This window comes from Pirellula sp. SH-Sr6A, assembly GCF_001610875.1.
Lineage (GTDB): Bacteria > Planctomycetota > Planctomycetia > Pirellulales > Pirellulaceae > JBKCUI01.
The window spans coordinates 659,081-682,869 of the sequence record NZ_CP011272.1; the positions used below are offsets into that span (position 1 = coordinate 659,081).

Below are 23,789 nucleotides of genomic sequence, written 5' to 3' on the forward strand. Positions count from 1 at the left end.
GCAGCGGGGAAATAAGGGGTCAGAAACGGATTTCAGCTTGGACCCCTGAACCTTCCCTCGTGATGAGCGGCGAGAACTTCCATCGAGCATTGGGGTTATCGGTTGCGTCGATGGCACTCGCCGCCAGGTAGGCTACCCACCACCCTAAAGCGACTTGCGATGGATAATGCGCGTTGTCGTTCACTCGCGAAAGCGGTTCGATGGCCGAACCTGCATAGAAGAGTGTTTTGTAAGCTGGATTATCGGTCAATTTCGCCGCGGTGATAAATGGGAGTGAACCCATGAACGAGTGACCACTGACGCCGTTGTTGTCGTGAAAGGGATGCCACTCCGAGTTTTCCACACTTTCGGTTGGCCTCGATCCACCTGTAATCTGTTGCAACGCAACCAAGGGAGCCGCCCCAACCGCAAATCCTCGTAACGATCGTTCTCCCCAGCGACCTCCCCATGCTGCCATCGCGTTGTTGGGAAACACCTCACCGAGCCCCCATGCCGATGCAAAGACAGGAAGCGTCACCATACCATTCCCAAGCTCCTTGCTTGCATGGAGTGACTCAAACCACTCGTCGGACGTCGCCCCGCGAACGCTGCTTTGAAAATGCCGCTGGATTCCTTCGTCCATCGATGTATTCGCCATCGCCCCACCCACTACAAATCCGCTCCCCAGCAGTGTTAGAGACTCGGGCGAATAAAAATTCTTTTGATCGCTCCAAAGCCGCACCCAAAGGGACTCTGAAGGAGTCGGGCTCGAAGTCCCCTCCACTTCCCGCTCCAGCCAACCCTCCTCAAAGTCCTCTCTCCACTCCCACGGGTGCACCAGAGATACAGAGGAGATCAAAGCGACTCTTTGGACAGGCAAACGCTCGCCGCGATGTGTCTGAAACTCGGCACTCACGCGATTCAATTCATTTCCGCGCGCGACTCCCTGTGTTTCTCGGCCGCTGGGTTGAAACGGGAGTGGAGCTCTACATCCCGTCAAAAACAATAGTGAAATCAAGACACTCGCAACAGATCGGAGAGGGGACAGACAACAGGAGGGGTTCATGAAGTGCGAGTGACCGTCTGGCCCAATTGCCAATCTTTCTAACCAGCAGTAAAGACGCGACGATAGTCGTGAGACGGTCCACGATGCAAGGGGAAGGTTATCGGAAATCGAACTTCTCCGGACCTCTGCATTTTCTTGCACACCATGCAATTATTCGCTTACAGATTGGTCGTATGTTAATTCTTTTTCGTCCCCCTCGCATGCGATTGACCAAGCAGCATCTTCATCGCTATGTTGCATCGTCGATCTAGGATCCACAGAGTGTTTGAAAGGTTGGGAATTCAGGATGAATGAGCTTCTTAAGGAACAAGGCAACTTTCTCTTTCGCTGGCGGAGTTATCTTCCTGTCATCATGATGATTCCGCTGACGATCGCCGTCATGAATATGGCTTGGCCGTTGGGAAGTCACGCTTACCATGAAGTCGCCGAAGCCGTTTGTATGCTCGTATCGCTATCAGGTTTGGCGGTGCGAATCATCACGATAGGACATACTCCTCGAGGGACTTCGGGCCGCAACACCACACAGCAATCGGCTTGGCAACTCAATACCACCGGAATCTATTCGGTGGTGAGGCATCCACTCTATCTTGGCAACTTCCTGATTGGCCTGGGGCCCATGATGCTGCCGCTTATTTGGTGGTTACCCATTCTCTATATCCTCGCGTTCACGGTTTATTACGAGCGGATAATGATTGCGGAGGAGGCATTTTTAACGGAGCAATTCGGAGCGCGATACCGGGACTGGGCGTCGCGAACCCCCGCATTCCTTCCTCGCCTCTGGGGCTGGCAACGTCCTGCGTTGCCCTTTTCGCTTCGAAACGTGTTGAAACGCGAATACACCGCATTGGGGCAGATTTGTATCGGTTTCGTTATTGTCGAAATCGCTGAGCATCTCGTGATTGAGCATCGATTTGTTATGGAGCCCATCTGGATTGCGATCGCGGCAGTCGGGGTATCGCAATATGTAGCGCTGCGCCTTTTGAAGCGTCATACAACTTGGCTCGACGTCGCAGGACGATAGAGTCTCAGACGCAACGGGAATGATTGTCAGGAATTCGCGAGGCGATAGGTGAGCAGGATATCATCGCCAAAAGGGGTGGAGGAGGACAAAACCCAATGCTGGGCATCGCACAACTTCTCAATACCGCTGCCGCCCACAGGTCGAATGGAATTTCCGCCTAAAACAATCGGCGCGACAAAGCACTCGATTTCGTCGACACAATTTCGGTCCATCGCATGCCCCATCAGTGCGGGACCGCACTCGAGCATTGCATGGGTGCAACGATGGGTCCCCAGGTGATCCAGGGCAAACTCCAAGGTGCTCCGAGTCTCCCCTTCTTCTAGCACGAGGACGTCCACTCCCGTTGATCGCAGAGTTTCGATTTTTCGAGAAGAGGAACGCTGGAGGGTGACAACGATGGTTGGATGTTCATTCGCAGATGCCACCAACTGGCATTCGAGTGGTATGCGAAGATTTCGATCGAGGACAACGCGAATCGGGTTTCGAACCGGACCGTTGTATTGCTTAGGTCGCGCCGTCAGCATTGGGTTATCGGCCAGCACGGTTCCAATGCCCGTTATCATGGCGTCCATTTTCGCGCGCGTTTGGTGTACGCGCTCGCGCGACCGATCGCTCGATATCCATTTCGAGTCGCCGGACTTCGTCGCGATCGCACCATCGAGGCTCATGGCCCATTTGGCGGTCACCCAGGGCCTTTTAAAATGCAGCAGCTTGAGATAGGGTGCATTGAGTTGTTCGGCTTCGGAGCGATGGACTCCCACATCCACTTCTATGCCGGCTTCACGAAGCAAGGCGATACCGCGCCCGGATACGGCGGGGAAGGGATCGGGCATGGCGACGACCACTCGCTTAGGACGTCGTTCCAGCACAAAGGGGGCGCAGGGGGGCGTCTTTCCAAAGTGGCTGCATGGTTCCAAGGTGACATAAACGGTTGCCTCTCGGAGATCTGCAGGACCTAGCCCCGCTAAGGCTTCGACTTCAGCATGATGGCCACCATACCTCTGATGAAATCCCTGCGCAATGGCATGCCCATTCGCGACGGCGATGCAGCCAACCATCGGGTTTGGCTCGACGAACCCTCGCCCCTTCTTCGCTAACTCGATAGCGAGCCCCATCCAATAGCGATCCGCCTCGTCGCCTGACGCAACCCGATGGGATCCGACTGTCACCGATGCATCCATGGATTGCGTCCCAGCGCGAAAAGCAAAAACGTTGGCCGGCGCATGATGGCATTCAATCGCCCGCCGGCTAACCGTTTAACCAAACTGTTTGCCCAAAGCATTCGCAACGACTCGGCAGCGTTGCATCATGTCTTCGAACTGGGGGAAATCGAGGGATTGGTACCCATCGCTCATGGCTTTCTCCGGATTCGGATGCATCTCGACAATGAGTCCATCCGCCCCGGCTGCTACGCAGGCGACCGCCATGTCGGTAACCATGTAGGAGTGTCCCGTACCATGGGATGGGTCCATGATCACAGGCAAGTGCGTTTTCCGGTGGAGGTAAGGAATGGTCGCCAAGGGCAGCGTGAATCGCGTGTGCGTTTCAAACGTTCGGATTCCCCGTTCACAGAGCATGACATTGGGGTTTCCTTCATTGAGAATGTACTCCGCCGCGAGGAGCCATTCTTCCATCGACGCGCTGGGCCCTCGTTTGAGGAGAACGGCGCGGCCTGACCGACCGACCGCTTCAAGCAGACGATAGTTCTGCATGTTGCGAGCCCCGATTTGCAGCACATCGGCGTACTTGGCAACGAGGTCGACATCTTCCGTGCTCATGACTTCGGTGAAGATCGCCAATCCCGTTTCTTGCCGGGCCAAGGCGAGGAGCTTCAGACCTTCTTCCTTCATCCCTTGGAAGGAATATGGGCTGGTGCGCGGTTTGAATGCGCCCCCTCGAAGCCCCGTTGCGCCCGCTGCCTTCACAGCGCGTGCGCAGGCCATAATCTGCTCTTCGCTTTCGACGGAGCAAGGCCCCCCGATTGCGCCAACTGCTCCTCTCCCTGCCTTGAAATCAAGGACCTGGATTTGCGACATCTCAGGACGAACTTCCTTTGATGCCATCTTGTAAGGAGCCAGAATTGGGAGGACTTCCGAAACACCAGGATAACTCTCAAACGACTCGACTTTAATCTTCCGTTCATCGCCAACCGCTGCGATGACGGTGCGTTCCGTCCCTCGAATCACATGAGACTTCATCCCGAGTTCCGTGACGCGGTTGGCAATTCTTTCGATTTGCTCATCCGTGCACGAGTTCTCCATTACGACAATCATTTGAGACCTGACTTGCTAAAAACGTGTTGCAGAAAAGGGGTGAAGCGAAGGTTACTCGACAAACAAATAACGCCAGACCGCTTCATGGGCGAAGGTGCCATCCGGGTTCTTGATCGCAGATTTTCCTGGTGCGGAAACCCCGTGAGCACGATCTTTGTCCCCTTTGACATCCGCGTTGGTGACCAGTTGGTGCGATCCTCCGAAAGGCGGGGGAACCTGATCGACATCCGTGATCGGTCCGAATGCATCCAAGCCTAACATTTTCCAAGATCTCGGATAGTGATTTCCTGTCCAACCTGTGTCCAAGACGTGAGTGAACCCAAAGAAACGATCCTTGGGAGTCGCGGATGGGAGCGCGTACCAATTCTCATTTTGGTCTCTTGGCCCGGAGAGCATGACGACTCGGTTTACCTTTTGATGAAGAGCAAATCGACACGCGGTCGTCGATCCGTGGGAAGCTCCCGCGAGGATCACTCGATCCCAACGAACATCCCCCGTGGATTTATCCAAGAAGTATCCCCACTTCCCCTCGGGATTCTTTTGATCCAACCATCGCAGCATAGATCGCGTCCGCCCCATAATGCTATCGGGTTTCGGAATCGATACCGTTTCGCTCACATCCTCGCCGATGGCGGCTTCCAAGCGAATCCGACCCAGGTATTTGTCATCGGGCGGCGGTTCACGATTGAGTCGTTTGAACCAGCCATTGGCGTAATGAACTTGGATCGCGTGATGACCATAACTATTGAGACGCTCAAACAACGGAGCATTGTAGCCCATCAACCAAATCACCAATTTGCCGGTCGGCTTCACACGTGTGTCGACCGATGCATTCTCGAAATCGGCTGGCTTCCCATCCTTTTCAAAGAAGTGATCGATTTCCGGATGGGCTTTCGCCTCCGGGTCGACCTCGCTCGACCGAACTTTCCATTGATACAGCTTTCCTTCCTGTGGATTGTCAAAAGCCAACGACTCTTGACCGAACGAGACCGCGCAGAGCGCTACGAAAGCTCCAACAAATCCCGTAGCACGCAACGCGCACACCATCAAGCTTGACGTCCGGCTCAAGAGCAAGACCTGATCGGAGAGGAACCGATTGGACATTCAACTTAACCTTTACAAGTGAGATGCGACTATTTTGTGGCTCTGTTCCTTATCGCCCGATAAGCGACAGGACGGCTCCAAACAAGCCTAACAGCAAGAAGAAGATCAGTATACCTACGAGAATGCGGACAATGATCGATGACTTGTATTTGATATGCGGCGTTTGTTCGATCACGGCTCGGTATTGGGGCGAGAAAACAAACTCCCCTTTGGCGGAAAGCATTAGGTAGAGGACGTATCCACCGATCAGGGTTCCAAGCGGAAAGCCGAGCAATCCAATTCCCGCGATCACGCTTGCTGCGATCCGGCTGTAAGGACGTAGCCTTCGCAATCCATAGGCGGTCCACAGTTGCACACCCGTCAGCGTGAGTACGAAGAGACTGAACACCCACATGGTGACAGCGAAGATCATCCGTTCATTTTCGCCAGCTTGCTGTCCTGACAATCCGCCGGTGAGTGCAACGAATCCTATCCCCAGATAGAGAACGCCAGCCAACAAACCAAAGAAGCCACCTAAGTAGTACAAGGTCCCGATCGATTTCACGGAGGCTTCATGATTCAGATACATTCGGCGCACGCTCTCGGCATCCCCGACAGTCGGGCCGGTCATGTATTCGGTGGATTGCACAGCGTAGGGGTTTGAACTCATTGGTTTCTCACGGGCTTTCAAGGCGAAAAGTGATCGAGAAAGAGGGACGATTTGCAAATCATACACCATTTTTTGCGCTCGGTTTCATCCGAATGCTTGTTCCGCATCGAGACGGACTATTGCGGTCTCCCCCCCTTTATTCTTCCCGTTTTGGTTGCCGAATGAACATCGGTTTGCGGGCTGCTTCCTCTCGTATCGCTTCGACCGAAAGGGTTCCGCTGCGCGAGGAATGGGTCTCGGGTCCCCCTCGCCTTTCGGACTCCTCTCGGGTGCGAATCGAAGCGGGCTCGGTCGGAATAGTGGAGCTCAATAACGAGGGAATCCCAGCTCCTCTTTCTTCTCGCATGTCCAGACGCGGGGGTTCATACGCATGGTCTGGCCATTGGCCGGCCTGCGATGTCCCACGGCTGGGTTGGGGGGAAGACGTTAGCATTCCGGTTCCCGATCGATTTTCTTTTCCGCTGACCCACGGTTCAGGAGGACGAGAGAGGTCGCGACTCAAATCCCCTCCGATCGGAGCGATCGTGGGAAGAGATGGAATTGGTTCCGTTGCCGCCAGTTCGCCCAAGTTCTTTTTGTAGGAAGGGACGGGCAGAAGTCCGTTCCTCGCCGACGGGATTAATTCACCCGACGCATTGGATAAGGTGTTACCTGTTCCCTGCAAGGTCGTGTCGACATCCAGCGCTGGCCTGACCAACTCGGCTTCATCCCATACATCTGGAGAGGGTGTGTGATCCCAGTTCGAGTAAGCCGCTTGGCCTGCATCCGGGGGAAGAGGCTTATACCAATACCAAGTACTGAACGAACCGGCAGCCACAATAAGTATGCCGAGCGTCCAAGGCTTGCGCGGCGGGACATCTACATGAGGTGGTGCTGGGGGTGATTTCTTTCGGCTCATAGCGCATGGATCCTCATAGAAGTGAGTCGCTACATCCATGCAGCAGGTCGACAATTTCACATCGTCGACATCGACTTGAGCCCCTGCACCACTTCAAAAAAAGAGAAAAGGTGGGTTTGCAACGATTGAACCGAAAAGATCGGCATCGAATCAGGGGGCGCGAGGAGGCGAAACAGGTCGAGGGGCCGCACCTGGCAACCGGCGTCGCACCGACGCGAATACATGCTGGGCGGAGTAGGCAAGCTCCGAGATGATCTCATCGATCTTGTTTCTAAAAATAGCAAAGGCCCCCATCGCGGGAATCGCAATGGAGAGTCCCGCGACAGTCGTCACCAGCGCGGAGTAAATACCGCTCGCCAAATCTGCAGCCCCAGCCGAACCTGCGGAAATAGCGACTTCCCGAAACGCGAGAATCATCCCTGTGACCGTGCCGAGCAACCCGAGCATGGGTGCTAAGTTTCCGATGACGGTCAAGTACTCGAGCTTGCGATACAAGCGAGCGGCTTGCTCGGCCGTCGAGTCCTCCAACGCTTTTTCCACGGCGGGCCACCCGAATTCGATTTCAGCAATCCCGTTAAGCAAGACAAACGACAGGGGACAAGGTCGTTCGCGACAAAGTTGATCGGCCTCTTTCAGTTTCCCTTGCGCGAGCAGTGTTCGAACGGATTCCGTTAAATCGGCAGGAATCAAATCCTTGCGACGAAGCCCGAGCGCTTGATCGACGACGAGATAGACCGAAACGACCGAAAGAACGATCAGGATCACCATGATCGTGATTCCCATGATCCCGCCGCTGAAGATGATCTCCATCAAGCTGTCGTCGGCCGCATTGGGCTTGGACGGAGAACTTGCACCCGCTGGAGTCGGAGCGTTGCTAGCTGGCGTCGCCCCGGTTGGGAGATTCGTGGAGGGGGGATTCGTGGCGGTCGCTGACGTTTGTCCGAAGAGAGGCGTTTTGAATACCAACACACACAGCAGCACTGTCAAGGCAGCCAAGACATAGGTGCCCCAGCGCAGAAGGAATACAAACCGCAGCAAGGAACTAGACGAAAGAGATGGCTGCGGTTTGAAATTCACGGTCCTAATTTCCTGCTTAGGTCTTGGATGCGTTCTGCGTCTTGCGATCGGTTGGTGGATTGTACTAATTGTTGGGCTTGAGCGAGAGCCGGCTTAGCGAGATAAGGCTTTTCGGGATGCAAAATGCCGACGCGGAGGAACTCCTCCAATGCTCTTGGCGAATCCCCAGATCGCAATAGTTTCTCTGCCATCAAAAAAGTGGGACCGGCTTGAAAGGGGAGAGGCATCGAATCGCGAAGTCCGGTCCATTGCCCTAGTCGCTCGGCGGAGAGCTCTTTGGGCGCGTACGTTTTCCAAAGCTGTGCCGCGGCGTAGTTTCCGAGGACACTTTTATCAGGAGACTGCGATAGGCGTTGCAGGGTTCTTACCGCCTCATCGCGTCGATCCGAATCGAGCAGCCACGCCGCACCCATCAGTTGTAACGGGGGCCGAGCGTCCTCGAGCCATCCCACCGCCAGTTCCTGCACTTTCGCGCGGTCCTTGATCTCCGCCGAAGTCGCTGTCCAAGGAATTGGCATAGCAGTCAGGAGCAGCGGAGGAGGCTGGTCCTTTGCCAAGGCTGCGTATAGCAAACAAGCCCTTTCCCAACGATTCATGGCGATAGAGCACTCTACCAGCTCGGCGATCAAGACCCGTTGTTGCCAGCGCGGGGTTCCCGGTTGCTCCGATTTCTGCCCTAGCAGACGCCCTCCCTTCGCGATCGCGTCCGCGAACCGGCCGGCCATAAAGTCAGCGTGTAGGGTCGCGGCAAGGTCATTTTCCCATTTCGGTTCGATTCGCACGACATTGGGAGAGGGCAGAACGACTTTATCTAACGAATCGCGTCGCACGACGATGAGATCTTTGTCGTTCCAATCGAGCACCACGGCGTTTTCGACCGTCACGTCTGGAGAATTCCACTGTTTCAGCGACGAGTCGAGCGATTCGATACGATGAATGGTGCTCGGTCCTTGGAAACGAGCAACGGCTTGACGGTACAACTCGCTGGAATCGAGAGCCGTAGAATCTTCCCCCCGCGACTCCAAAACTTGATTTTTGGGACTCGTGGATTCTTGAGCCCGTGCGTCAGACCCGCGGAAAGGGATCCCCGCCAAGGCGACGAGGAAACTCAAAAAGAAAGGTGAAACTCGGAGCATCATAGGTTTACGAGTTGGCCGATTCCGAAAACAATCTTTAGCCTACCTGATCCTAACTCCTTTCACTACACCGTATGTCGAAACTACAGCTCGTCACTTATCCGCATCCGATCCTTCGGCACCGCTCGAAACCGATTCAACGGGTGGATGCTCAGTTTAAAGATCTGATCGAGCAGATGTTCGAAATCATGTATGAGTTCAAAGGCGTTGGTCTAGCCGCCAACCAAGTGAACTTGCCCATCCGAGTTTTCATCGCGAATCCGACCGGGGATCCCGATGAAAAAGATCAGGAGATGGTATTCATCAATCCGGTGATCAACAAACCAAAAGGGAGTGTCGAAGCCGAAGAGGGATGCCTGTCGCTCCCCGGCATCAACGCGCAGGTCAAGCGCAGTAAATCCTTGCAGGTCAATGCGTATGATCTCTCCGGCAACGAGATCGCAGGAGAAGTCGATGGGTTTCTCGCTCGAATCATTCAGCATGAACTCGATCATCTCGACGGCATGCTCTTCATCGACCGATTGGCGGACGAAACCCTTCGCCCTCTGATCGAGGATATCGCTAAACTGGAGCGCCGTTTCATCGAGGGGCGCGAACTCCATCAGATTCCCAACGATGGTGAACTTGCGGAAGAACGCACCCAATGGGAAAGCAAATACTGCTAGGCCCATCGTAAGTCGCATCGCCGACAACTTCTGCTATATTGCGATGTTCCAATTCATTTGCCAATAGTGGCCAATTGTGAGAGTACAACTATGCGATGGGAAGGCCGGGAAGAATCGAGCAATATCGAAGACCGTAGGGGCATGGCATTGCCTGCCGGCGGGATGGCATTGGGTGGAGGTCTCGGATCGGTGGTCCTGCTGATTATCCTCATGTTGCTCGGAGCCAATCCGCAGCAGATCATCGAGCAAGCCGGCGACCGACCTGCATTCCAAGACAATACAGCGCCCCCGCTCTCACCCGAATCGGACAAAGATGCCGATCTGAAGCGGTTCGTCTCGGTCGTCATGAAAGATACCGAGGATGTGTGGAACAAACTCTTTAAGGAACAGTTGGGGGCACGCTATCAGGAGCCCAAGCTCGTCCTCTTCACCGGTGCTGTTCGATCGGCTTGCGGCGTCGCTTCCTCGCAAGTCGGACCCTTCTATTGCCCCGGGGACAATAACGTCTATTTGGATTTTGATTTCTTTCGACAGCTCAAAAACGAGCTGGGAGCACCGGGTGATTTCGCCATGGCCTATGTCATCGCCCACGAAGTCGCTCACCACGTTCAAAACCAGCTTGGTATTTCGAACAAGGTTCGGCAGTTGGAAGCTCGGGGGAGTAAAGAAGAAGCCAATCAACTCAGCGTTCGCCTCGAATTGCAAGCGGATTATTTGGCTGGCGTATGGGTGCATCACGCCCAGATGAACAAACGGATCTTGGAAAAAGGTGACTTGGAGGAGGCCCTCCATGCAGCCAGTCGCATCGGCGATGACTTCCTACAAAAACGAGCCAAAGGCTACGTCTCCGAAGAATCCTTCACACACGGTACGTCCGAACAGCGGGTCAACTATCTTAGAAAAGGGATTGAGACCGGGGATCTCCAAGGGATGATGAAGCTTTTTGAAACCTCGTACGGATCCCTGTAATCCCTTATCCCGATCGCCTTACCGAGCAATCTATGGCCGTTCGCCTGCCTGTTGTACTCTGCCAGCACCCCCGACGATCAGGGGCCCACTCGGAGCACGAGGAAACCTGGATCACGCGACTCCTTTTCGAAGAGCGACTCGATGCGACCCTGATCGCCGATTTGGGAACCATCCCGCGTGACTCGACCGATCAACTTTGTTTGGAGGGATTCAAGGGTGGTTTTCTTTTGTTGTCGTGGCAGTCTGCAGAATCCGTCGCCGAGCACTTGCAGCGACTAGGAATCGTACCAATCGATCTCATCCCGGTTGGAGGGGGTCCGAAAATCGCGATCGCGATGGAGCCATCGCAATCCGAGTCCCCTCCCACGCTGGCATTGCTTCGTGAAACTCCTTCTTCAAAGCGAGTTTACTACATGCACCTCGATCTCCAGCGGTCGATCGACGCGGGGGTTCGAGAGCTCCGAGGATTGCTGTCATCCCTGTCCACTCCAGTATTTCAGCTTCAGTCACTTGCTCCTGGTGCGCGCGGAGGAGCAGGAGTAAAAACGACAGCGGTTCCGACTCCGACGCAGGAGTTGGACAATCCAGCCGTTCGGGTCGTGCAATCTGTCTTGACTCCACAAAGGGAACCGAGTCAGATCCCCCCCGCCGCGCCAATAGGTGCCTTTTCCGTAGCCCCTCCCGCGGCCAAGACAAACACGCCGGTGGTTTCCAAGATGGATGAGGACTTTCCGAACATCGATTCGTTGGTTCGAGAGCTCGACGAATTCGATCTCTGACCACCCTCACTTAGCCCTACAATTCTCTTCCTCTCATCTAGATCTGTTCTACCCACTTAGAAAAAGGAGTGTCGCTCATGCGTGGACTGCAAAAATGGTTGGCTTGTGGATTGATCGCACAAAGTGCGATGGCGGTGGGCGCGACCCACTCGCATGCCCAAGAATTCGCCGAGAATACCTCTCTTCGATTTGTCCCGCGAGACGCGGATCTCTATGTAGGCTCGTACAAGCAATCGCAACAATGGCAGGCATTCGTCAATGGCCCGGTTGCAAAGAAGTTTTTGAGCTTGCCCGTGGTGCAAGAAAACTGGAAGACGTTTCTTTCCCAATGGAATGAACGCGATGGTCAAATGGCGACCGCACGCATGGTGTTGGAGAACCCCAACGCAAAAGACGCCATCGAATTCATGTCGAAACTCGCATCCGAGGAATCGTTCTTCTTCATCGACAAAAATCTTTCAGCCTGGCTCAAGGTAAGCGGGGAGCTCAACGATGAAATCCGTAAACTTGCCGAACAACCCGATGCACCACCAGAAGAAACAGCAAAGAAACTATTCAAGATTTGGGTGAGCCGCATCGAAAGCGTTCAAATTCCTACGATGGTGATGGGCGCCAAGTGCGATGACGAAGATTTGGCGATGACCAAGGTGGATCAGCTGGAAGCGCTCATCCAACTGGGAACTCAATTCAACCCGGAGACGGCCCCCTTTGGACGATTTGTCAAACGAGTCGACGACGATCGCGGTTCCCGATTGACCGTTGAACTAAGTGGCAAGCAGATTCCGTGGGACACCATCCCCACCAATGAAGGGTTCGACGAAGAGACCAAGGCACAACTTCAAAAAGCGCTCGCTTCGAGAACGGTGGCGCTGACGATCGGAACGCTCGACAAGTACTTCATCGTTGCCTTCTCGGAACGCAGCAAAGATCTTCTCAATCTGGGGAAGGCCGAAAGCTTGGCCAGCCATCCCGATTTGAGCCCCGTTCGCAATGCTGGCTCCAATCCCATCACTTCGATCAGTTATGTTTCCGATGCATTTGCCATGGCAAACTACGAGGCCCAGGTGAAGGATCTCTTCACCAAGAACTTCGCGGCGGTAACGATGCAGCTCGAACGAATCCAAAGCGAATCCCCTGGGATTGCGAATATTTTGAAGGACGTTCGAAGCGATCTGGCGTGGCTCGACACGGAAATGGCGAAACTGATTCCGCCATCCAAAGGAGCGACCTCCTATTCTTTCCTTACGCCTAAGGGTTGGGAGCAAGTCACACATACACGGACCAAGAACCTCTTGCTCGATGGAACCGCAGCATTGAGCGGGTTGAACCATGTCGGTGGCTCTCCCATCGTGATGGTCGTGACGCGTGTCCAAAAGCACCCCGAGCACTTTGAACTGGTGAAAACGATTGTGTCCAAAGGGAAAAAGTACTTGGATCAATTCGTGGAGCTCGAGCTTTTGGAGGGAGACGACCAAGCGAAGCTTCGGGAATCAAAAGAAGCCCTCGACAAGGCTTGGCCGTTGGTGGTTCGCCTCTCCAACGCTTGGGAGAACTCGTTTGCTCCATCCCTCGATGGTGAAAGCGGTTTGGTTCTCTCCTATGGCAATCTGGCTGCGAAACAGTGGATGCAGGATATGCCACCGTCCGATGTTCCCCTTCCATTGCCCGAGATAGCCACCATCACGAAGGTTACCGATTCGGAAAAATTGAAGGAAGGTTTTCTGGAGGTCTTTGATGTCTTCGATGAGGTTGTCGCACTCGCTCGAGAAACAAATCCCGACGCGATTCCGAGCGACTACCGCGTTCCACGACCGACCGAGGTTGCCTCCACGGTAGGAGAAAAGTACGGCTATCCCATTCCCGAGGACTGCCCGGTTCCGAAGACCATGATGCCCCAAGCCTTGATCCACGACGGTTACCTCATCATCTCGTATTCCGACGTGCAGACCGAAACCCTCGCGAAATCGACTTCGTTAGCCGTTGGAAAGGGTGTGATCGACGCTTCGAAGCCACTTGCGAATGCGTCTTACGTTCACTTTGGAAAACTCTTCGCGATGTTTCGGCCTTGGGCGCGCTACGCGTTCACCCAAACCATTCCCGATACGGACGCGTCTCTCCTCGACGCACCAGATCCGATGCTCCAAGAGTACACACTCACTGCAAACGATCTTTTGAGTCTTTGGAGTACGGTCGAGGCGTTGGGCGAGATCTCCAGCACCACCTCGATCGGGAGCAATGGCGAAACGGTGACACGTTCGGTTTACACCCAAGCGGAGTAGTCAGCCGGAAATTCCGACTTGTTTCGATCGCGCATCCCTCACCAAGGGCCGTGATTTTGGTTTAGAATAGAGTTGTGTGGTGGCGAGCCTCTCGTAGGGGGCTCGCCCCTTGCTGACTGAAGATTGATTTGACCTACGCCCTCCCCCCCGCCTTCCCTGCCCCGCCTTTCAAGGTCCCTCCGATGGCACGTATTGCAACAAGGCACTTGTTGTTCGTCTCGTTTTTCGTCTCCGCGCTGGGCACTTTTCCAATCCCTGGTTTGTCCCAACAGGAATCGCAAAAGCCAGTCGTCGCGACGGAAGCCCAATCGAACGATCCCCCTGCCAGTCTCGTTTTCGAAAAGCAAGTTCGGCCAATCCTCAAAGCCCATTGCTTCCTTTGCCATGGTGAAGAAGCGGAGAAGGGTGGGGAACTGGATCTGCGACTGGTTCGCCTCATGCAGCAGGGGGGAGAATCCGGGCCTGCGATCGATGTGAGTAATCCGGCAGAATCGCTGCTTCTGCAACGCATCCTCGCCGATGAGATGCCGCCGGGCCCCAAGAAGCTGACGACCAACGAGAAGGAGTTGATACGAGAGTGGTTGCAGGGAGGGGCGAAGACTCGACGCCCAGAACCCGAGAATCCCAAAGATGTTCGATTCACCGACGAAGAGCTAAGCCACTGGGCTTTTCAACCCATTCGTCGTCCGGAATCGATGGCCCCCGCGTCGGGCGATGAAGCTTCGGCGCAACGAATCGTGGCGCAGGGGATTGATCAATGGGTATCCCGAACAGCGGAAGCAAACGGCTTCCAACTTGCTCCTCCTGCAGACCGCCATGTGCTGCTTCGGCGATTGAGTTTCAACTTGACCGGACTCCCTCCGACCCGTGAGGAGCTACAAAGCTTTTTAGCGGACGAAAGTGACGAGGCATACGCGAAGGTGGTCGATCGCTTATTGGCATCGCCGAATTATGGCGTGCGATGGGGCAGGCACTGGCTCGATGTGGCCGGATATGCGGAAAGCGATGGTCAGATTTTGGGTGATCGAGCCAGACCGCATGCTTGGAGGTATCGCGATTATGTGGTTGACGCGTTGAATCGAGATCTCCCGTACAGTCAGTTTTTGAGGGAGCAGATCGCCGGAGATCAGATGGTGGAGGGAACGATCGATCCCAACAATGACGAGCATGCCCGATTGATGGCAGCAACGGGATTCTTGCAGATGGCTCCCGATCTTTCCGAAACCGAGAACACGATTCTCAATCGAAATCAGACCGTCGCCGACACGATTCAGACTGTGACCTCATCGGTTTTGGGCCTGACTGTGGCGTGTGCCCAATGTCACGACCATCGCTACGATCCCATTTCTATCGCTGACTATTACAAGCTGCGAGCGATTTTTGACCCGGCGTTACCGCTTCATCAATGGAAGGCACCCACGCAGCGTCTGATCGATCTCACCAACGATGCGACCAAATCCGAAAGAGCGAAGATTGAGGAGCAAGCGGTAGCATTGCAAGAAGACATTAACGCGCGTCGCAGAGCTCATTGCCAGACCATTCAAGATCGAGAAATCAACGCAGCTCCCGAGGAAGTCCGCGAGACGCTACGAACGGCCGTTCAAACAGCGGCTAAGGATCAGACTCCGGAACAAAAAGCTCTCCTGGAGTCGTACCCCAAGGTTCGAACGGTCGATTGGATTGTCGGTCAATTGGTGGAATACGATGGCCCTTCTCACCGCAAATTCCAAGAAGAGGAAAAGAAAGTCCAAGAGATCCGGGATAGCAAACCGCTCGCTCGATTGGTCATGTCTGCGCAGGACCGGGACAAGAGCGTGAAGAGTCACGTCTTTTTCCGCGGCAACCCGGAGTCGCCGCAGCAAGAAGTGGAACCCAGCGAACTGGAGGTCCTCTTGCAAAACCGACCTGCCGACGCAAGCAGAACGATATCAGGGGAGAAACGAAGGCTCGCGTACGCGGAGATGTTGACCGATGGCAATCATCCGCTTGTTGCGCGCGTGATTGTCAATCGAGTGTGGATGCACCACTTCGGTGCAGGATTGGTTCGGTCGCCGGGTGATTTCGGTTTGAATGGACAACCTCCTACGCATCCCGAATTGCTCGATTACTTAGCCTATGAGTTCATGGCCCATGGTTGGAGCCTCAAATGGTTGCACCGTCAAATCGTTCACTCCCAAACCTTTCGGCAGGCGTCAGCGCACCCGCAGGATGCACCGGGGGGTGTCGCACCCGCTCGCGACAGCTGGCACGACGACCCAGAGAATCGTTTTCTGGCTCGCATGTCCCTTCGACGATTGGATGCGGAAGCGGTTCGCGACGCCGTTCTCGCAGTCAGCGGGCAATTGAATCCGGAGCTGGGTGGGCCGAGCATTCCGGTGGCAGAAGACGACGAAGGGAAGGCCGTGATTGGATCGCGTATTCTCCGGGATGGGTTGTTCGCGGGAATCAAGGATCCAGGTGAAAACGGCAAACGTCGCAGTATCTATTTAAGCTCGCAGCGATCGATGCAATTGAGTTTGTTGCAAACGTTCGATTTTCCTGAAATGAAACCGAATTGCCAGCAAAGAACGGTTTCGACCGTGACACCGCAGGCGCTTCTATTGATGAATGACGCTTGGGTGGTCCAAGCAGCCGAGCAGATGTCCGAGCGTATTTGGTCGGAGGGGGGGGCTCCAGAGGCTCGCGCTCAAACGGCTTTTGAGCTGGCCCTAGGTGTGGCTCCCAAGCCGACGGAGTTGGCGGGATGCCTTGAGTTCGTTCTGCACCAGAGCGACTTGTTCCGAAAAGACACCGACGAGAAGTGGCAAAAGAAAATCGCTGAACAACCGGATGCACCGGACCGTCGGGGGCTCGCCAGCCTTTGTCAGATGTTGATCGCTTCCAATCGATTCTTGTATTTGGAGTAGGGGACTTTATCGATGCGCAATCCAGTCAATCATACGCCCCACACCCGAATCACGAGTTCTGGCATGGGAAAACTTTGTTCACGGCGCCATTGGCTACAATCCTCAGCATACGGATTGGGTTCGGTGGCTGCCGCCATGTTGCTCGAACAGGATGGTTTGCTCGCACAAGAGGGAGCGCTCAAGAAACCTCCGTTGGAGAAACCTGTATACGATCTATCGCCCAAGCAGCCGCCGCGGCCCGCCAAGGCGAAAGCGATGATCTCCATGTTTATGATGGGAGGCCCCAGCCAGATCGATCTGTTCGATCCTAAGCCAGAGCTGGTCAAACGGGACGGGCAGCAATTCGAAGGGGATATTCGTTTTGATAACGCTGCGCAAGCAAGCCGTCAGATCATGGCCCCTCGATGGGAGTTCAAACCGCGTGGGGAGTGCGGCATGGAGATTTCGGAGCTCCTCCCCCACACCGCTGGCATCGCCGACGATATCACCTTGATTCGCTCCATGCATTCGGCGGTGAACAATCATTTCCCTGGGTTCTTTGCCATGAACACGGGAGGGATTGTGGGAGGACGGGCCACGTTAGGTAGCTGGTTAAGCTATGCCCTCGGAAGTGAAACTCAGGAGCTGCCGGCTTATGTCGCATTGACGCATCCCTCTGGATTGCCCATCTGTGGCGGTGACAGCTGGACCAACGGTGGGTTGCCATCCATCTACCAAGGGACGGTGGTTCGACCGACCGAGCCTCGCATGTTCAACTTGAATCCTCCCCCCCATCTGCGAGGTGCGGCTCAGGTTGAGCAATTGCGGTTTCTAGAGGAGTTCAACCGTCAACACTTGGAACAGTACCCTGGCAATCATGATTTGGAGGCTCGGATCGCCAGCTACCAGCTCGCGGCCAAGATGCAATTGTCAGCGCGAGAAGCGTTCGACATTTCTGGGGAAACAGCCGAGACTTTGGAAATGTATGGAATAAACAACGACACGACCCGCGACTACGGAACACGTTGTTTGATCGCCCGTCGGCTGGTGGAACGAGGGGTACGTTTCGTGCAGATCTTTAATAATGGTCAATCCTGGGACCACCATTCGTCGATCGCCACCGAACTTCCCGCACGATGTCGGGAGATCGATCAACCAGCTGCGGCGTTGGTAAAGGATTTGAAGCAGCGGGGTTTGCTCGACAGCACGTTGGTTCACTGGGGCGGAGAGATGGGCCGACTGCCGACCATCCAAGTCCCAGTCGGGGACACCGAACTCAAGAAAGTGGGCCGCGACCATAACACATACGGTTTTAGCATGTGGGTCGCCGGTGCTGGAATCAAGAGCGGATACGTGCATGGAGAGACCGACGAGTTCTCGCACTATGCGGTAAAGGACCTCGTCACCCATCACGATTGGCTCACCACCGTTCTCGATCGATTTGGGCTCGACGCCCAGTCGCTTCATTTCGAAGTGGGAGCGCAAAAACTATCGTTGGTCGAAAACCCCAGTGCGCGAGTCATCCAAGAAATCCTGGCCTGACCTCTCCTGCGAGAAATCTCAGCCCCGAAGCGCCTGGCTCCTCAGACCTTTGGGGACTTGATCGCGTGGCATACTAAATCGACCGATATTCGGGTATCCTTCGGTGTCCCCAGTTTGTAGCCACGATTGCTTGGAGAATTGAGTTGTCCGACGCTTCTGCCCCGCCAGTACCGACCCGTCCCGCCGCTCCGACCGGGCCGTTGCCCTCTCTGGACGCCGTCCCCATTGATTCGATTCTTCTCGTCTCCTTCGGGGGGCCGGAAGGGATGGATGATGTGATACCGTTTCTGGAAAATGTTCTCCGCGGTAAGAATGTCCCGAAGGAACGCATGCTGGAGGTAGCGGATCACTATAGACACTTTGGTGGCATCAGCCCGATCAATCAGCAATGCCGTGATCTTTTGAAGGCGATACGCGGGGAGTGCCAAGCGCGCGGCATCGATTTGCCCATTTACTGGGGTAACCGCAATTGGCATCCCCTGCTGCCCGACACGCTTCGCGAGATGGCAAACGAGGGAAAGAAAAGGGCGATCGCCTTTTTCACATCGATGTTTAGCTGCTATAGCGGCTGCCGACAATATCGCGAAAACATCGCCGATGCTCAGACTGCGGTCGGAGAGAATGCCCCTTTGGTCGAGAAGGTGCGTATGGGATTCAACCATCCCAAGTTCATCGCCGCCCAAGCAGACTGTGTCCGTGCAGGTTTGGAACAAATCCCTGCACCCGAGCTCGCCACGACCAAATTGCTTTATTGCGCCCACAGTATTCCAATGGGAATGTCGCAATACTCTCGGTATGTGGAACAGTTGCGTGAAGCGGCTCGACTAGTTTCCGAGGCCGTGGGGCACGGAAATTGGGAGCTGGTGTTCCAAAGTCGCTCTGGGCCTCCTCAGCAACCTTGGCTCGAGCCCGATGTGTGTGACCGAATCGAGCAACTCGCCAACGAGGAAGGCCTCCAAAGCGTGGTTCTTGTACCGCTCGGGTTTATTTCCGATCACATGGAGGTCCTCTACGATTTAGATGAAGAGGCAGCACAACTTTGCAAGGAAAAAGGGATCGGATTTGTGCGCGCCCATTCCGTGGGTATTCACCCAGAGTTCGTTTCGATGATCGTCGACTTGATCGAAGAGCGACTGGCGACTGGTACGGCGAGGCCGTTTGTTGGCACTTATGGGCCAAGTCACGATCTTTGTCCAGCGAACTGCTGTCTCTACCCACAGACAGCTCGACCTATGCCAAGTCCATCACAAGTAGTTGAAAAGCGATAGCTGATTGGCGCTCGCCAATAGTCGAAGACTGGCTTCGTACGAGACTTGCCGAGCATTCAACTGCGAAATGACCGAAACCATATCCGCTTCGATCTGGTTCGATTCGTCCGCTTTCAGAGCGACTCGAGATTCTTCTTTGATCGCTTTCAAGTTATCGATGCGTTGCTGCTCGACACCTAGAGAACCTCGACTGAGGCTAAGCCTTTCCAAGTCTTGGTCCATGAGTTGGACGGATCTCGCGATCTCGGCTAAATCTTGATGGTCGATCGCGTCCCGGAGACGAGTCAGGGAATTGAAGATTCCTCGAACTTCTTGTGGGTTAGGATCGGAACCTGTGTAGACGAACTCCGACCCCACCAGTTGTGCGGTTGACTCCGATTGGCCACGCGGAACTAAGCCCAGCACCGAAGCAGCTTGGCTGCCTCCCGCCGAGCGGATCCGGATCGGTCCTGGGTCAGGATCCAAAGGGACGCTCGGTATGGCGGACGTCAGCACAATTCCATTTCCGGTGGAAGCTAGGGAAGCGGTGATCCGGGTCTCGATCACTTGATTGTCCACATGGTTGTTGATCGTATCGAGAACGTCCTGAATGGTCGTTGCATTGTCTAGATCAACCCCGAGTTCGGTTCCGTCATTGCGGCGAATGATCAGATCCGCACCTTGGATCGTCTCCATTCCTTGGCCGTAGTTCAGCTCGGAGATTCGGGTTTGACCGTGGAAGGTGCGCAGTCCCAGTGATTCTGCCAGATTCCCATTCAATTCCCCGATCGAAAAGTCGGTTCCGCTGATCCGAGATTTGATCTGAAGCCCTCGTCCGTCGGGCGAAATGGAAGCGATGACGGGAGCCTCCGAGCGATGGATCAGATTGATAGCGTCTTCGATTGTTTCAGCGCCGGTGAACAAGACATCAAAATTCCTGCCACCCTGCGAAATTCGAAGCCCATCACCCCATGGCAACCCTGCGCCATCGTTCAATTGAGAAAGCTTGGTCGTCAATCGAATGGCGGGTTCGAGGGGTCGGCCGATAATCGGTAATGTCGGAGCGGGCTCGTTCGTAACCACCCCCAAGTCGCTCGCGGTCCGTCCCGTTGCAACTTCTTGGATCCGTAGGATTCCTGGGTCTCCATCGGCATACTGGAACGCCAACCTCCCGTTGACCAAGGTCGCCGACACTTCTCGGCCGTTCAACGAAACGTTACCGTTGACGCGATCGAGAATATCTCCGACGAACTCGGACTTGGCGAGGTCGATCGTAACTTGATTCACGCCATCGGACAGACGGATTGCCCCCGGAGCGATGCCTTGCCCATGATTCAGATCGGCGATGCGAGTTGTTTCCGTTGCAATGGGATTCAAATCGTTGCGTCCGATCATCGCATCGGAGAGGAGGCCTAATGCCTTTTGGCCGGTCACGTTATGTGCCAGATAGTCACCGCTGTCGGTCAGAGTGAGCAAACTCATATCGTTTCCGTTGTACTGGATTCCTTCGCGACTATTCGTCACTGTCGGAGTCCCAACCAACCCACCGGAAAAGAGGTAGCGGTCAATATGCTTTGCGTTGGCCAAGGATTGCAATCGCGTGATGGAAGCCTCGATCTGGTTGATCCAGCCGGTTCGTTCCTCCACGCCTGCAACGTTCGTCGATGCTTCGACACCCAAGCCGCGAAGCTCCGTCATAAGGTCTTGGATATTCGAAAGGTTTGCTTCCGTTGCGTTGAGGTAACTTTGTGAAGAGTCGAGATTCTTGATCGTCTGATCTCGGAATTCGAGCTCACGTTGCAAACTGATGACCCGAAGTGCAGACGTTGGATCTTGGCTCGGAAGCGTGTAACGCATACCGCTGCTGAGCTGCGACTCCAAGTCCTGAAGTCCCATCTTTCCCATCTGGACCTGATAGAGAGATCGATAGCGATTGGCGGCATCGCTAGTTCGTCCAGCTACGACGGGATAAAAGGAGCTTAGCATGGTTTAGATGATGTTAACGAGAGTTTCGAGGAGGTCGGAAGCGACCGACACGAGACGCGATTGCGCTTGAAAAGCTCTCTGAAAGAGCATCATCTTGACCGCTTCTTCATCGAGATTCACCCCGGAGATCCCCAGGTGCTTGGACTCGAGAGTCTGTTGAAAGTTACGGAGTCCATCGGCGATCCCTTTTTGAGTATTGATCTCGCGGGTGGTATCCGAAATGATCGCATCATAGATACCGTTCAGGCTGCGACCGCCCAAGAGGGAGGAGGGACTATTGAAGGCTTCCGCCAATCGAATGGCGTTCGCTGCACCGTTTCCGACACCGCTGGTACTGATCGCGAGCTTGGTCGGGTCTTGGGTAATCTCCGAGCGGACTTGAATGGTACTGGCGGTATCTCCAGTAAAGAACGTGTTGATTCCCAGGGATGCCAGAGCACCACTGGTGTCGTTCGAGAAGCTGAACGTTAACGCTTCGGATTCGGAGCGGATTTCGAATCGACCATTATTGGTAACGGAAGCGGATAGCCCTACGATCGAGTCGATGGCTGCCGCGAGCTGTTCGGGTGTGGTATCGGTCGTCATTCCCTGCTGGCGAACAGGGATTTCGTAAGTGGTGGAACTACTGGTTCGTCGGTCGGTCAGCGTGATCGTGAACGAGCCGTTCTCGATATTGAAGTCAGGGTTGGAAACTTCCAATGGTACATCGGTCTTGTTAACGATGACCTCGCTCTGGAGACTTCGAAATCCTTGGGACCCTTGGCCTTGCGAGTGGATTCGGTTCACAACGTGAATGATGTCCCGGGTCAGCGAGTCCAATTTGCCGAGAAATCCTTGGCTGGTTGCCATCTGGGCCGCTTCGTACAATCCGCGAATCTTTCCACCTGATACGTTGACACGCGCGTCGGTGTCTTCGAACCGCAACTCAAGATTCGAGAATTCGCCATCGTCCACCAATTCGGCTTTGACTTTGCGAGGGATGGCATCGGTGACCAAATAGTCCCCTCCGACAAACACGGTGACCGCACCGTTAGGTTGCTCTTGCGTCGTGATGTCGACGTAGTTGGAGAGTTCGTCCATCGCTTTGAGTCGTTCGTCGCGCAGGCCGACGGCATCGGACATCGAGCCTCCTTCCATTTCTACGATCCGTAGATTTAGCTTGGCAATGGAATCCACCAATCGGTTGATTTGTTGAACGGCCTGTCCTACTTCATCCCGATTGCGGAGCGACGCTTTGGTCACGCTATCGGAGACGGATCGGAGCTGCGACGCGAGTTCTTGCCCACGCTGGATCGCCAAGGCGCGGATCGATTCACTTCCGGGTTGATTCGCGACCTCTTGAAAGGCGGAGGAGAGGTTGCTCATCCGGGTCGAGATATCGTTCCCGGTCAGCTCGTTCAAAAATGATTCGAGTTCGCCGTTGGCTGACTCGAGGACTTCCTGATAGCTAAGTTGACTTTGCGTCTGTCGCAGTCGTTCGAGAACAAAGTTGTCGAGTTTTTGTTCGACCGCGACAGCTTGGACGCCCTGGCCGATAATCAAATCGCCAGCTCGGTATCCCAGGGCGGGAGCGACGACGAGATCCTGGCGGACATATCCAGGCGTATTGACGTTGGCAATGTTATTGCCGACGACTTGCAGACCGAGTTGATTCACCCGAAGTGCATTGGCAGAACCTTGGATCGCGCTGAATAGACTCATCGTAGAATGATCCTAAGGGATTAGGCGGCTTCGTTCATCAAGAATCCACCTTCCATGCTCCGCGCTTCTCCAGGTGCGTAGGTAGCGGTATCAGCGCGACCGGTGGCCAGCACGAGAAGCATTTCCGATACCAGCGACTTGCTCTGGTACGCGCTCATCCATAGTGTGATGCTCAGTCTTTGGATTCGGTTCAGTTGCAGCTCCAATTGGGAGATGCGATGGGTCCAAAGCGCTGGCCATTGGGCGTCCATATGGCGGGACAGTTCTTTGAAATTGCGAGCATGAAGGCCCATCGCGGCCGCCTGATCCAGTAGCTCTTGCCTTTCGCGTTTGCAATCCGCGATCTCGAGGTGGATCAATTCCGCTTCGGTGCAGGCGAGTGCCATGGAGTCCAGATCGGATTGCAGGTACGCCTTTTCGACCTCCTGCAGTTTGGACTCCCACAGATGGAGGGCGTCCGAAAACCGATCCAGCCACAGTCCGATTTGGTGAAGAAGCGTTGGAACCATGAGAATCCAGTGTTCTTAGTACGA

19 protein-coding genes are annotated in these 23,789 nt (G+C 54.8%); 8 read left to right on the forward strand and 11 right to left on the reverse strand.

What is annotated here, in order from left to right; all coding sequences use genetic code 11:
* Positions 1 to 19: 19 nt before the first annotated feature.
* On the reverse strand, positions 20 to 895 hold the full coding sequence (locus VN12_RS02385) for a phosphatase PAP2 family protein (protein ID WP_168164161.1): 876 nt from the start codon (positions 893 to 895) through the stop codon (positions 20 to 22).
* A 436-nt stretch (positions 896 to 1,331) separates the two neighbouring features.
* Between VN12_RS02385 and VN12_RS02390 the strand changes: the two genes are divergently transcribed.
* On the forward strand, positions 1,332 to 2,066 hold the full coding sequence (locus VN12_RS02390; protein ID WP_146675335.1) for a methyltransferase family protein: 735 nt from the start codon (positions 1,332 to 1,334) through the stop codon (positions 2,064 to 2,066).
* 26 nt (positions 2,067 to 2,092) lie between these two features.
* Here the strand turns inward: VN12_RS02390 and ribD are convergent, their stop codons facing one another.
* The 7 genes from ribD to VN12_RS02425 form a co-directional block, all read right to left on the reverse strand.
* Positions 2,093 to 3,235, reverse strand: a complete 1,143-nt coding sequence (gene ribD, locus VN12_RS02395) for a bifunctional diaminohydroxyphosphoribosylaminopyrimidine deaminase/5-amino-6-(5-phosphoribosylamino)uracil reductase RibD (RefSeq protein ID WP_168164162.1) — start codon at positions 3,233 to 3,235, stop codon at positions 2,093 to 2,095.
* 87 nt (positions 3,236 to 3,322) lie between these two features.
* Positions 3,323 to 4,339 carry a 3-deoxy-7-phosphoheptulonate synthase gene (aroF, locus tag VN12_RS02400; protein WP_146675337.1) on the reverse strand — a complete coding sequence of 339 codons (1,017 nt, stop codon included), beginning with the start codon at positions 4,337 to 4,339 and terminating at the stop codon, positions 3,323 to 3,325.
* Positions 4,340 to 4,390: 51 nt separating this feature from the next.
* Positions 4,391 to 5,443 (reverse strand): BPSS1187 family protein, encoded by a 1,053-nt coding sequence (locus tag VN12_RS02405; RefSeq protein WP_146675338.1) that lies wholly within the window; start codon positions 5,441 to 5,443, stop codon positions 4,391 to 4,393.
* Between the two features lie 49 nt (positions 5,444 to 5,492).
* Positions 5,493 to 6,092, reverse strand: coding sequence for a hypothetical protein (locus VN12_RS02410; RefSeq protein WP_146675339.1), 600 nt, complete (start codon positions 6,090 to 6,092; stop codon positions 5,493 to 5,495).
* A gap of 136 nt (positions 6,093 to 6,228) precedes the next feature.
* Entirely contained in the window at positions 6,229 to 6,990 is a 762-nt protein-coding gene (locus VN12_RS02415; protein WP_146675340.1) for a hypothetical protein, read from the reverse strand.
* A 150-nt stretch (positions 6,991 to 7,140) separates the two neighbouring features.
* Positions 7,141 to 8,067, reverse strand: a complete 927-nt coding sequence (locus VN12_RS02420; protein WP_240491296.1) for a MotA/TolQ/ExbB proton channel family protein — start codon at positions 8,065 to 8,067, stop codon at positions 7,141 to 7,143.
* Positions 8,064 to 9,206, reverse strand: coding sequence for a hypothetical protein (locus VN12_RS02425; protein ID WP_146675341.1), 1,143 nt, complete (start codon positions 9,204 to 9,206; stop codon positions 8,064 to 8,066). Before VN12_RS02425 ends, VN12_RS02420 begins: the two co-directional genes overlap by 4 nt.
* Before the next feature lie 71 nt (positions 9,207 to 9,277).
* Here VN12_RS02425 and def point away from each other — a divergent pair, with 71 nt between their 5' ends.
* The 7 genes from def to VN12_RS02460 all read left to right on the forward strand — a co-directional run bounded on the left by def (position 9,278) and on the right by VN12_RS02460 (position 19,590).
* Positions 9,278 to 9,868, forward strand: coding sequence for a peptide deformylase (gene def / locus VN12_RS02430; protein ID WP_146675342.1), 591 nt, complete (start codon positions 9,278 to 9,280; stop codon positions 9,866 to 9,868).
* Between the two features lie 90 nt (positions 9,869 to 9,958).
* Entirely contained in the window at positions 9,959 to 10,837 is an 879-nt protein-coding gene (locus VN12_RS02435) for a neutral zinc metallopeptidase (protein ID WP_146675343.1), read from the forward strand.
* Positions 10,838 to 10,869: 32 nt separating this feature from the next.
* Positions 10,870 to 11,616, forward strand: a complete 747-nt coding sequence (locus tag VN12_RS02440) for a hypothetical protein (RefSeq protein WP_146675344.1) — start codon at positions 10,870 to 10,872, stop codon at positions 11,614 to 11,616.
* Positions 11,617 to 11,693: 77 nt separating this feature from the next.
* On the forward strand, positions 11,694 to 13,895 hold the full coding sequence (locus tag VN12_RS25625; protein WP_168164163.1) for a hypothetical protein: 2,202 nt from the start codon (positions 11,694 to 11,696) through the stop codon (positions 13,893 to 13,895).
* A gap of 182 nt (positions 13,896 to 14,077) precedes the next feature.
* On the forward strand, positions 14,078 to 16,801 hold the full coding sequence (locus tag VN12_RS02450; protein WP_146675345.1) for a PSD1 and planctomycete cytochrome C domain-containing protein: 2,724 nt from the start codon (positions 14,078 to 14,080) through the stop codon (positions 16,799 to 16,801).
* A 63-nt stretch (positions 16,802 to 16,864) separates the two neighbouring features.
* Positions 16,865 to 18,322 carry a DUF1501 domain-containing protein gene (locus VN12_RS02455; RefSeq protein WP_146675346.1) on the forward strand — a complete coding sequence of 486 codons (1,458 nt, stop codon included), beginning with the start codon at positions 16,865 to 16,867 and terminating at the stop codon, positions 18,320 to 18,322.
* 209 nt (positions 18,323 to 18,531) lie between these two features.
* Positions 18,532 to 19,590 (forward strand): ferrochelatase, encoded by a 1,059-nt coding sequence (locus tag VN12_RS02460; RefSeq protein ID WP_256388154.1) that lies wholly within the window; start codon positions 18,532 to 18,534, stop codon positions 19,588 to 19,590.
* Here the strand turns inward: VN12_RS02460 and VN12_RS02465 are convergent.
* Genes VN12_RS02465 through VN12_RS02475 form a run of 3 tightly spaced genes read right to left on the reverse strand, consistent with a single transcriptional unit; the run spans position 19,567 to position 23,765 of the window.
* Positions 19,567 to 21,555 carry a flagellin gene (locus tag VN12_RS02465; RefSeq protein ID WP_146675347.1) on the reverse strand — a complete coding sequence of 663 codons (1,989 nt, stop codon included), beginning with the start codon at positions 21,553 to 21,555 and terminating at the stop codon, positions 19,567 to 19,569. The genes VN12_RS02460 and VN12_RS02465 overlap by 24 nt on opposite strands.
* 3 nt (positions 21,556 to 21,558) lie before the next feature.
* Positions 21,559 to 23,256, reverse strand: coding sequence for a flagellar hook-associated protein FlgK (gene flgK, locus VN12_RS02470; protein ID WP_146675348.1), 1,698 nt, complete (start codon positions 23,254 to 23,256; stop codon positions 21,559 to 21,561).
* Between the two features lie 20 nt (positions 23,257 to 23,276).
* Positions 23,277 to 23,765, reverse strand: coding sequence for a hypothetical protein (locus VN12_RS02475; protein ID WP_146675349.1), 489 nt, complete (start codon positions 23,763 to 23,765; stop codon positions 23,277 to 23,279).
* Positions 23,766 to 23,789 lie beyond the last annotated feature (24 nt).

What these genes read in the sequence shown, in the direction of transcription:
- VN12_RS02410 (WP_146675339.1), bottom strand. Translation starts at nt 6,092, where the DNA reads ATGAGTTCAAACCCCTACGCTGTGCAATCCACCGAATACATGACCGGC.
- VN12_RS02475 (WP_146675349.1), bottom strand. Translation starts at nt 23,765, where the DNA reads ATGGTTCCAACGCTTCTTCACCAAATCGGACTGTGGCTGGATCGGTTT.
- VN12_RS02425 (WP_146675341.1), bottom strand. Translation starts at nt 9,206, where the DNA reads ATGATGCTCCGAGTTTCACCTTTCTTTTTGAGTTTCCTCGTCGCCTTG.
- VN12_RS02440 (WP_146675344.1), top strand. Translation starts at nt 10,870, where the DNA reads ATGGCCGTTCGCCTGCCTGTTGTACTCTGCCAGCACCCCCGACGATCA.
- VN12_RS02465 (WP_146675347.1), bottom strand. Translation starts at nt 21,555, where the DNA reads ATGCTAAGCTCCTTTTATCCCGTCGTAGCTGGACGAACTAGCGATGCC.
- VN12_RS02450 (WP_146675345.1), top strand. Translation starts at nt 14,078, where the DNA reads ATGGCACGTATTGCAACAAGGCACTTGTTGTTCGTCTCGTTTTTCGTC.
- flgK (WP_146675348.1), bottom strand. Translation starts at nt 23,256, where the DNA reads ATGAGTCTATTCAGCGCGATCCAAGGTTCTGCCAATGCACTTCGGGTG.
- aroF (WP_146675337.1), bottom strand. Translation starts at nt 4,339, where the DNA reads ATGATTGTCGTAATGGAGAACTCGTGCACGGATGAGCAAATCGAAAGA.
- VN12_RS02435 (WP_146675343.1), top strand. Translation starts at nt 9,959, where the DNA reads ATGCGATGGGAAGGCCGGGAAGAATCGAGCAATATCGAAGACCGTAGG.
- VN12_RS25625 (WP_168164163.1), top strand. Translation starts at nt 11,694, where the DNA reads ATGCGTGGACTGCAAAAATGGTTGGCTTGTGGATTGATCGCACAAAGT.
- VN12_RS02455 (WP_146675346.1), top strand. Translation starts at nt 16,865, where the DNA reads ATGGGAAAACTTTGTTCACGGCGCCATTGGCTACAATCCTCAGCATAC.
- VN12_RS02390 (WP_146675335.1), top strand. Translation starts at nt 1,332, where the DNA reads ATGAATGAGCTTCTTAAGGAACAAGGCAACTTTCTCTTTCGCTGGCGG.
- def (WP_146675342.1), top strand. Translation starts at nt 9,278, where the DNA reads ATGTCGAAACTACAGCTCGTCACTTATCCGCATCCGATCCTTCGGCAC.
- VN12_RS02415 (WP_146675340.1), bottom strand. Translation starts at nt 6,990, where the DNA reads ATGAGCCGAAAGAAATCACCCCCAGCACCACCTCATGTAGATGTCCCG.
- VN12_RS02405 (WP_146675338.1), bottom strand. Translation starts at nt 5,443, where the DNA reads ATGTCCAATCGGTTCCTCTCCGATCAGGTCTTGCTCTTGAGCCGGACG.